The following is a 9,412-nucleotide window of genomic DNA, read 5'->3' as shown; positions in this document are numbered from 1 at the left end:
CTGTGATGGGTTTAAGTGGTGTGCTTTGCACCACGCCTGGTATCTGGCATCCAAGCTAGTCAGTCTTTAAGCGCAACCGATCTGATGTCATCAGACTGTCCAGATGCGCTGGCTGGCATCATTGCTTCTGTAGGTCTGGAGTCAGGGCTTGCCGCTTTAGTTCAGAGAAACCTACAAATGGCACGGGATTTCCAAAGCAGACCTTGTCCTGGTTCAAAGTCCTATATGAAAGGTAGCACTCAGAGAAACTTGTCTAGCTACCAATACTCCACTTCTTGAACAGTGCGTACCAATGCGATGCAGAGTTACCATCAGCCTAATGGTTGATACGTCTAGAGCTGAAAAATACTACGGGTCTTTGAGCCCCAACGCTGGATATGCCACAAACCATTAAGTACCGCCTGAATAAGTGTGAATTCTGCCTTGAGCTCAATATTGGCGGTTTAACCTCTCGAGAAGCCAAGGAGATACTGGCCGCACGCCTGGCTGGACCTAACGCAGAAACAGGCGCTGAGGATTTAAATGATGCTAACCGAGAAGTGATACTGGATGCTCAGCTTCGGTCGCTTGGAGTGACGATGATTGAGCTTACGGTATATTGAAATTACAGCTTTTAATCTCCACATCATCCCTGTCTAACTCGCCATGCCCTGATAAAACTCAGCGTAAGCATCTGGTAGAAATGCATATGACAGCTAATGCTTCTATTGCTTTTTTTACCCGGCGGGCGGATCGGTCTGAACTAGCTAAGGTGACTTCTGTATTAGCCTATGTCGGCTTAAGTATCCCTTCGATTTTGCTGGCAAGTGCTTCGATTGCAAAAGGCTTGGTAATGATTTCCATATTGGGCGCAAGGTAGCCGTTTACATTGGAACCTTCCGCATAACCAGTCGCAAAAAGAACCTTCAGATTCGGTCGGCTTAGGCGGGCAAAGTCAGCAAGCTGACGTCCATTCATGCCTGGTAGCCCTACATCAGAAATCATCAGATCAATGCGCTGATCGCTTTCTAAAAGAGGAATGGCCTCTTGAGCATCTGCCGCTTGAAGCACCCGATAGCCTAACTCATCCAGTACCTCTACGATGAGCGAGCGAACCACTGCCTCATCTTCAACGACCAGTACGATCTCACCACTTCCTAACGGTGCCACCCTATTTTTCTCTGCTGGCAACGTATTTGCGTCACCTTTATGGCAAGGCATATACAGGTGAACCCTGGTTCCATTTCCAGGCTCAGAGAGAATCTGAACAGACCCTTTGGCCTGTTTCAGATAGCCATACACCATGGACAACCCTAGCCCTGTCCCTTGACCGATAGGTTTGGTGGTGTAAAAGGGCTCGAAGACCTTAGCTAACACATCAGGCGCCATTCCCATACCGGTATCCGTTACCGTCAACTGTATGTATTGGCCCTCCTTGAGCTCAGCCCATCTGGCCTGCTGATCACTCTTCACGTCGAAAGCGGCGGTCGAAATCGTGATAGTGCCGCCGTGCGGCATAGCATCGCGGGCATTGATCACGAGGTTAATCAGGGCGCTCTCGAGTTGATTGGCATCCATGCAGGCCAGAGAAAGGCCTGAGCTTAGCGCTGTTACGACCTTGATATTTTCCCCAGTCGTACGATTAAGCAGGTCCTCTAACGAGGCTACCAGCTGGTTAACGTCAATCGCCTTAAGATCCAGTGTCTGACGCCGAGAAAAAGCCAGAAGGCGCTGAGTGAGCGCTGCCGCCCGTTGGGCCGAAGTTACGGCAGCGTTTATATAGCGCTCATCATCCTTCGAACTGCCGGCACTGTGGCGCCGCTGCATCAGCTCCAGGCTACCAATGATCCCTGTGAGCAGATTATTGAAGTCATGGGCAATACCGCCGGTGAGTTGCCCCACTGCTTCCATTTTTTGGGCCTGATGGAGTGTTTCTTCCACACGGGTACGCTCGGCTACCTCGGAGGCAACACGCGCTTCCAGTGTTTCATTGAGCTCACGCAAGGCGTTCTCAGCGTGCTTTCGAGCACTGATATCCACGCAAGTACCTGTTACATACGATGGATTGCCTGCGGCATCCCTGAAAACATTACCTTTACAGACCAGCCATCTTTCGTCCTGGTTACGCTGTAGCCGAAACTCAACTGTAAAATTGCCACCTTGCATACATTGAGCAAAGGATAGGCGTACCTGCGCCTGGTCCTCTGGATGCACATAGTCGAGAAAGCGCTCTATAGCATTATGGGTAAGGGTATCCGGCAGTTTGAACAGCTGTTGCAGCGCGCTATCAAAGTAGAGCCTGTCTTCATCGATGTACCAGTCAAAGATACCGGCTTCAGATGCCAGCAGGGCAGCACGAAAACGCTCATCAACAACCTTGAGGTTTGAATTGGAGCGTTGTTGTTCGACAACCTGCTCCGTCACATCCTCGGTCTGATGGATGATGTAGATGACCTCGCCCTTTTCATCCAGCACAGGCGTATTAAGCGGACTCCAGTAGCGTACTTCAAAGCCCCCACCCTGCGCTGCCGGCCGAGGAATATCATACTTGGTGATTGCCATGCGATCAGGCGCTCGGGTCTGTACCACACGCTCTAGCGAGGCGCGTAATACGCCTGCACCAAACTCTGTTCGCTCGTCCGGATTCTTTCCAAACACCTCGAATATCGATCGTCCTATGCAGTCCTCACGCCGCGTATTGGTTCCCTGCAGCCGCCCTTCGTTAGCAGCCAGCATGATGAACTCCGGACCTGTAGACAGGACCAGTACAAGGTGCGGAAGCGCTTCGAACAATGTCTGAAAATTTAGCTCTTGTTTCATCAAGACTCGCACTTTTGTCAGAGGTGAGCCAAGTAATGCGCCTGGATTTAGGCATCACATTAATCAACCCGATATACCTGGCTGACCTCTAAAACGTTACTGGTCAGGCCTTTAACTATCGATAGGGAAATCAGCGCTCAGTTCATTTACCCAGGTTGCCGCACGGCGGGTCAGGCAGGCCAGAGAAAGTCACAGCATTAGCGTCTCTTGAGGGTAAAGAAGCGCTTGAGCTATAACGGCGCCTGCCCAGAAGCCTTGTATTTGATGACAGGCACTGGGCGGGGACTTTTGCCTACCGATCTCCCTGTCCGGTTGCGTACGCAGCTCCAGCCGCTCGCATAGACTAAGACGCGTAGCGTTTGGGTGAGTTTGATCAGGGCAGCGGACGGCTCGGGTGAGAGCTGAATCATCCAGGATAGAGGTACTCTTTAGGCACGATGGGGCCTTACCGGTAAATTATCCCGGCAAGGCTGAGGGAGATCCGCATGGAGCTAATCGGTCCGGGCTGTAAGAGGAGGTGCGCGCTTAGGTAGAGGATGGATCTGCGTCCTCCAGTACTTTGAGTACTGCTCCTCGCAACTGATCTATTGACCACGGTTTGGCCAGGAACTGATCAAAGGTATCGAGATTAGAAAGTGAGTTGGCGTTATAGCCTGAGGTCAGCACAACCCTGATATGAGGCCATTTGCTAGCCACTAGCCTTGCCAGGTCAACGCCGTCCAGGCGTCCTGGTGTACGAATGTCTGTTACCAGAACGGCCACGTTATGCCCGCATTTTTGGAGAAAGGAATATCCTTCATCGGCGGTAGGAAGCGCCTCGACTCTTGGCCCAACTGAGTCCAGCACCTCGGCCATCAGGAGCCGCAGGTAGTCTGTGTCTTCAACGATAAGAATCTTTTTTTCGGTGGTGCATTTGCCTACTCCATTCATAGTACCGCCACCTCTCAGTGAGCTGAGTTGGAAAACCTCTTCACTGGTAAGTGTAGGCAAATAGCAGAGATGACGCGGTCCTAATATCTGAAAATGATTATATGGCCAGGATAATCAAGCGTTGGTAGCACTAATTAGCTACTTGTTAAAAGGCGAAAAATAGCTTCCTGCACTGCACTGATTGTCCAGGGCTTTGGAAGAAACGCGGTTGGTTTAGTCAGGCCAGCCATGGCCTGTGCTTCATATCCAGACGTTAAGACAATACCAATATGCGGCCACTCCATTGAAATCTTATTGGCAAGATCAACGCCGTTCATTTTTCCTGGCATTCGAATATCAGAAAGCACCAAGTCGATATGAGCTGAGTGTTTTTGCAATAGCATGTAGCCCACGTCAGCAGAAGGTAGGGCGATAACGTTCAAGTTAAGCTCTTTTAACACCTCTGCCACGAGCATACGCAGGCAAGCCTCGTCCTCAAGCACGAGTACTATTTTTTCAAATTCGCTCTTTTTCTCGGCCATAACTGCATGAGTTAGAAAAAAGAGCAGCGTTCCTATGACCAGACAGATGACCTGAATGAGGAGAATTCGTATAACTTTCTAACGCTTATGTCAAAGAGTTGTAAAAGTTATTCAATTACCCCTGAACTCAATTAGGCAGCCATCATCCAGAGTGAGCGGATGTTGCAAATCGGGTCTAGGATGGTAAGCCCTTCGACTTATGTGCCTTTCTCGGTTTGACTAGCCGCTTCGAGCGTCGAACATTTTTGTAAATCATGAATAGGAGCAGTTTTGTGAGTATCAGGAGACCTACAACGGTATTAATAGTACGAATGTATCCGCCTTGAACGCGAAAACATTCTACCTAAGTAATACGAACGCCGTTTAAAGCAAGCTTCTGGAAGGATGGCGCCTGCTGTCTGCAACTACCCAGACTACAACCGGTCAAGGCATAGAGTTCTGCTATGTCTTGATCAAAGGTTCAGCCGCTCAGCCAGCGCTCTCATCAAACGGCTGACCTGATCCCGCTGCTGGCAGCATGGCAATCGTCTCCTAGGCAGCCAAATCGGCAACGTGCTAGGAGGGATGGGGCATTGCCTTGCTCCGGCTGTAGCGAGCGATACGCCTGAGTACCGCTACCATCGCCACGCCTAGCAACAGCATGCCCAGCACCAGTAGTGGATAGGCTATCCACCAGGGTAAAGCTGCTGTCATCATGCTGAACTCGGACATCCCACCAATACTGGCAATGAGGTTGAGAGGGAGAAACACTACATTGATCAGGGTCAAACGGCGCAGCGTTTCGTTCATCAGATTATTGGCAAGGTTGCCCCGCGCATCCATCAATCCGGAAAAGACTGTGGAATAGATCTCGGCCTGCTTGTAGCACTGCTCGTTTTCAATAATCAGCTCATCCAGTATTGAGACCGTTTCAGCCTTAAGCCCCTGCGCAATGGCATGTCTGCGCAGCCTTGCCAGAACGGCACCGTTACCCTGAAGCGCATTCAGGTAATAGATCAGGCTTTCACTTAAGTTGTACATCTGAAGCAGATGTACATTACTCACCGAGTGATTGAATTTCTGCTGGAGCTCACGTGCGATCATCTTGATTACCCTAAGATGCCCCAAATAGTGATGCACACTACTAAACAGCATCTCCAAAAGCACATCCATGAGATCAGTCAGCGGTTGGCGTGAACCCGATACCGTGAGTAGGGAATTACTGGCCGAGATGATTACCAGTTGCCCCTGGCCTAGTTGCAAGCCAAATGATGATACCTCAAACGCAGTGCCTGAATAATGCTCGGGACGTTTCCAGATGAGAAACAGATGATCCGGATAAAATTCGACACGCGACACCTCGTCTGGATCGAGGGCTGAGTCCAGGGCATGCTCATCCACACCGCAGCGCTCATGCAAGATCTGCCGCTCATCTCTGCCTGGGCTGATACACAGCAGTATCCCGGCGTGGTCTGTTGGGGCCGGCACGAGTGCTCCATTAGCTAATTGATAGCCCGTGATCATTCCTGGATCCTCCTCCCCTAGCCGCTGTGGCCCAGCCGCTTGAGCTCGAGACGACGAACAAACTCCTTGAGTACTGTTCGATACAGGTCGTCCCCCAGGCAGGCATCCTCGACCCCAGCATCCAAATTTGGATTGTCATTGACCTCAATCACGACCACTCTGTTATGACACTGCTTGAGATCTACACCGTACAGCCCATCCCCCATCTGGCTGGCTGCACGAACAGCTGTTTCCACGACCTGTGCCGGGACATCCTGAAGATGGACGGCGCAGCATTCACCATTGAGGCTAATACCTGAACTCTGGTGATGGTAGATTTGCCAATGCCCGCTGGACATAAAGTACTGGCAGGCATAGATCGGTTGGCCATTGAGTACCCCGATGCGCCAGTCATATTCGGTGTAGAGAAACTCCTGAGCCAGCAGGAGTGCGGATCGCTCGAACAGGGTCTGACAGGTGTTAACAAGCTCCTTGACCGATGCTACCCTGACGACACCATGTGAAAAGCAGCCATCCGGGATTTTAAGCACCATTGGAAAGCCCAGCGCTCGGGCAGCCTTTTCCAGATGTTCTGGATGGTCGCGGTATAACACCTCGGTGCCTGGCATACTGAGCGCGTTACGCTTGAGCAGATCGGTCAGGTACACCTTGTTACTGCACCGCAGGATGGATGATGAGTCATCCATTACGACCAGTCCCTCACTTTCCCCTTTTCTGGCAAAACGGTACGTATGATGATCGACGCGTGTCGTCTCTCGAATAAACAAGGCGTCGTATTCGGCCAGGCGCGAATAGTCCTTTTTCCCTATCAACTCAACGTTTAGTCCCATCTGTGCACCAACCCTGACAAAACGCTCCAGGGCCTGTGCATTGGAGGGGGGTAATACCTCCCTCGGGTCATGCAGGATAGCCAGGTCATAGCGGGCAGCTGATCGGGACGGCGGTAACTGCCAAATCCTGCGGTTAAAGGCGCCTAATGCATTGGCAAAGTCATGCTGCTCGGACGCCTTCAATTTATGCAGCGCACCCGGCCTGACTCCAGCGATGCGCCAGCCTGCTTCTTTGCTGAAATCAACATGCAGGATTGGGCAAGTAAAGATCTTGAATAGCCGCCAGGCCAGCGCCTGTAACGACTGTATCGGTGATTGGCCAAAACACAGCGTCAGGCTGAATCGCATTTTATGGCTGATCGCATGCTGATCCAGCACTTGATCGAGCCCCTTTTCCAGCACATCGAAGCACGACCGGTAGATGGAACTGCCAGCTAACTCATTTAGTGTTCTGACCGAAGGAATAACCTTTTGGCCCCGTGCCTCGGCCAGCAGCGAACAGTAATAGCCATTTTCAAGGTAGCGGTAGCTTCGGCACAGATTGATGATCTGCAAATGCGGGTTCGAAATGTATTTCTCTGACGCCTCTAGATATTCGTAAACGCTGATCAGGCGATCGCTGGGAAGATAACTTTCCCAGTCCTGCTTGTGCTCTACCACAATGAGCGCCTGGGAGGGAAAGGACATTACTCTGGCGATACCAGGTTTTGCAGAGGCAGAGCCTAGACAGTCTTCCTCCAACGCTTGCGCTGGCGTTTCGAGCAGTGAGTGCATCGTGATGGGTCCATGTGACAGACATGGACATCTATTAAACACAGCAATCAGGCTGTGTCTTGCCTCGTTATGCATTCTTTACGGGTACGCTAACGAAACTTACTCAACTTATGCACAGCGGAATAAATGAGCCCAATCCATGCATACGGTTACAAACCGCCAGGCTACGCAAACTGATAGTTTCAGACACAATCAAGGCATATCAGGTGCTTCCCTGCAGCGCTAATATCCAATCAGACATCCGCCAAAAAGCGTGACAGCGATTGAGACAGTGCGTCGAATACCAGCGCAACCCGTAACACTCGGCGTAGGTCGTAGTGCATAGCCAACCAGATATCCACACGAAAATCGACCTGCTCTGGTAGCACGCGCACCAGCCCATAACGTCGCGCCAGCTGACTGGAGCATATACCCACGCCCAGTCCAGCCTTTAGTGCTGCAAACTGGGCCAGATGATTATCGGTTCGAATAACGCTGTGCTCCGGCGTACAGAGAAACCCCTGTTTCTCCAGGAATGTGAGCTCCGTCAGGTTCCTGTCCGGTCCGATCAAAGGGTACCTGCTCAATTCCGCCATGCCACGAGGAACACCGTTGTTAGCTAACAGTTCTGCGGTGGCATAGAGGCCCACATACAGATCACCCACATGACGAGCAACTACGGCGGCCTCAGTAGGCCGGCGAATACGCACCGCTACATCGGCCTCCTGCAGCGTTAAATCCTCCATGCGGTTCGACAGGCTGAGCTCAAGTGACAGTTGAGGCTGAGCGATCCGAATCTCTCCTAGCAGCGAGGGAAGTACCTCCACACCAAGCAACTCACTGCTGGTGACCCGGACCGTTCCTCCAGGCACATGGGCTTCGGCAGATGCAGCACGAACAAATGCCTCGGCTGCCAACGCCATGGACTCAGCGTGGCCTATCAACTCTCTGGCGGTTTCAGTAGGCAGCAGTCCCGCCGGAGAACGGATAAACAGACTTGTCCCCACAGTGTGCTCTAACGCATCGATACGCCGTCGTGCAGTAGCCTGGGCAATGCCCAACGCTCGAGCAGCTGCGGAAAGGCTACCGGTTCGAAGCACGGCCAGAAAGACCCGTTGGGTTTCCCACTGTAACTGTGGCGCGTTCATACATTTCCTATGAGCAGTTGGGCAAGTTTGATCAATTTCCATTAGGAGGATAATCGCGCATGCTTGACCTAAATCAAACCCACACCAAGCGCCCCGTTGCGCGAACACGAGATGATGACTCATGAAGCTTGCCGGTGGATGTCGTTGCGGCGCCGTATCCTATTGCTCGGTGATTGACTCTGAGCCAGTGGTCTACGCCTGTCATTGTCAGTACTGTCAGACATGGAGCGGCAGCAGTTTTGCGCTGCATGCCTTGCTGCCGGGTAATGCCTTTACCTTGAAGGGCCCCACTATTGAGTATGCCTACCAGGAAGATGAACGACATGCGCATCATTACCTCTGCGCGGTCTGCCACACCCGTATCTACAACACGACTTCCGCCGCGCCCGGAATGTGGATATTGCGGGCAGGCACGCTCGAAAACCGCTCCTCGCTAAATCCCATGGCGCACATCTGGACCAAGCACAAACAACCCTGGCTGATCCTGCCCAAAGGTATTGCAACGTGGCCTGAAAATCCTACGCCTGAAGCATTCTCTGCTGCACTGAGTACCATTGGTTGACATGATGCCCGCTGTTGCGTCAATCGAGGCTGGCTCGCTCAAAATGAATGATGCAGGCACGTTCGAAGCGCCTGCATGGCTGGACTGAAATCATGTCCGAGCAGCCATGTCAGGCCTACGGTTTAAGGCGTTACCGGGTCGGTTAGCGTTAAGATTTCGATACGCTTTTCCTCGGTAATGAAGCCCCTTGCTGCTACCTGAACTAAAGATGCCCTAGGTGTTAGGTCCCGGGAAGAAGGGGTTTGGGTCGGTTAAAAAGAGCTGTGGTTGTTTATGCCATTGCCTGAGAATAAAGCCAATCGGTGTTTGGCCTTTCAAGGCGCGCAATGGACGAGCGCTGTTATACGCCCAAAGATAATCCTTTAT

At 51.8% G+C, this 9,412-nt stretch carries 7 protein-coding genes; 1 reads left to right on the top strand and 6 read right to left on the bottom strand.

Annotation, left to right across the window (positions count from 1 at the left end):
• Positions 1-768: 768 nt before the first annotated feature.
• From GM154_RS25360 to GM154_RS25335, 6 genes are all read right to left on the bottom strand, one after another.
• Positions 769-2,799, bottom strand: coding sequence for a PAS domain-containing sensor histidine kinase (locus GM154_RS25360; protein WP_219654285.1), 2,031 nt, complete (start codon positions 2,797-2,799; stop codon positions 769-771).
• Between the two features lie 525 nt (positions 2,800-3,324).
• Positions 3,325-3,729 carry a response regulator gene (locus tag GM154_RS25355; protein WP_219654283.1) on the bottom strand — a complete coding sequence of 135 codons (405 nt, stop codon included), beginning with the start codon at positions 3,727-3,729 and terminating at the stop codon, positions 3,325-3,327.
• A gap of 134 nt (positions 3,730-3,863) precedes the next feature.
• Entirely contained in the window at positions 3,864-4,250 is a 387-nt protein-coding gene (locus GM154_RS25350; protein ID WP_219654282.1) for a response regulator, read from the bottom strand.
• A 555-nt stretch (positions 4,251-4,805) separates the two neighbouring features.
• Positions 4,806-5,753: a magnesium transporter CorA family protein gene (locus tag GM154_RS25345; protein ID WP_219654280.1), complete on the bottom strand. Its 948-nt coding sequence runs from the start codon at positions 5,751-5,753 to the stop codon at positions 4,806-4,808.
• Between the two features lie 17 nt (positions 5,754-5,770).
• Positions 5,771-7,270, bottom strand: a complete 1,500-nt coding sequence (locus tag GM154_RS25340) for a RimK family protein (protein WP_219654286.1) — start codon at positions 7,268-7,270, stop codon at positions 5,771-5,773.
• A 320-nt stretch (positions 7,271-7,590) separates the two neighbouring features.
• On the bottom strand, positions 7,591-8,484 hold the full coding sequence (locus tag GM154_RS25335; protein ID WP_219654278.1) for a LysR family transcriptional regulator: 894 nt from the start codon (positions 8,482-8,484) through the stop codon (positions 7,591-7,593).
• A gap of 121 nt (positions 8,485-8,605) precedes the next feature.
• Here GM154_RS25335 and GM154_RS25330 point away from each other — a divergent pair, with 121 nt between their 5' ends.
• Positions 8,606-9,046, top strand: a complete 441-nt coding sequence (locus GM154_RS25330; protein WP_219654271.1) for a GFA family protein — start codon at positions 8,606-8,608, stop codon at positions 9,044-9,046.
• The last annotated feature ends 366 nt before the right edge of the window (positions 9,047-9,412 follow it).

This window comes from Pseudomonas sp. MAG002Y (genome assembly GCF_019400845.1).
Lineage (GTDB): Bacteria > Pseudomonadota > Gammaproteobacteria > Pseudomonadales > Pseudomonadaceae > Chryseomonas > Chryseomonas luteola.
This window is presented reverse-complemented; position numbering and strand designations above follow the sequence as displayed.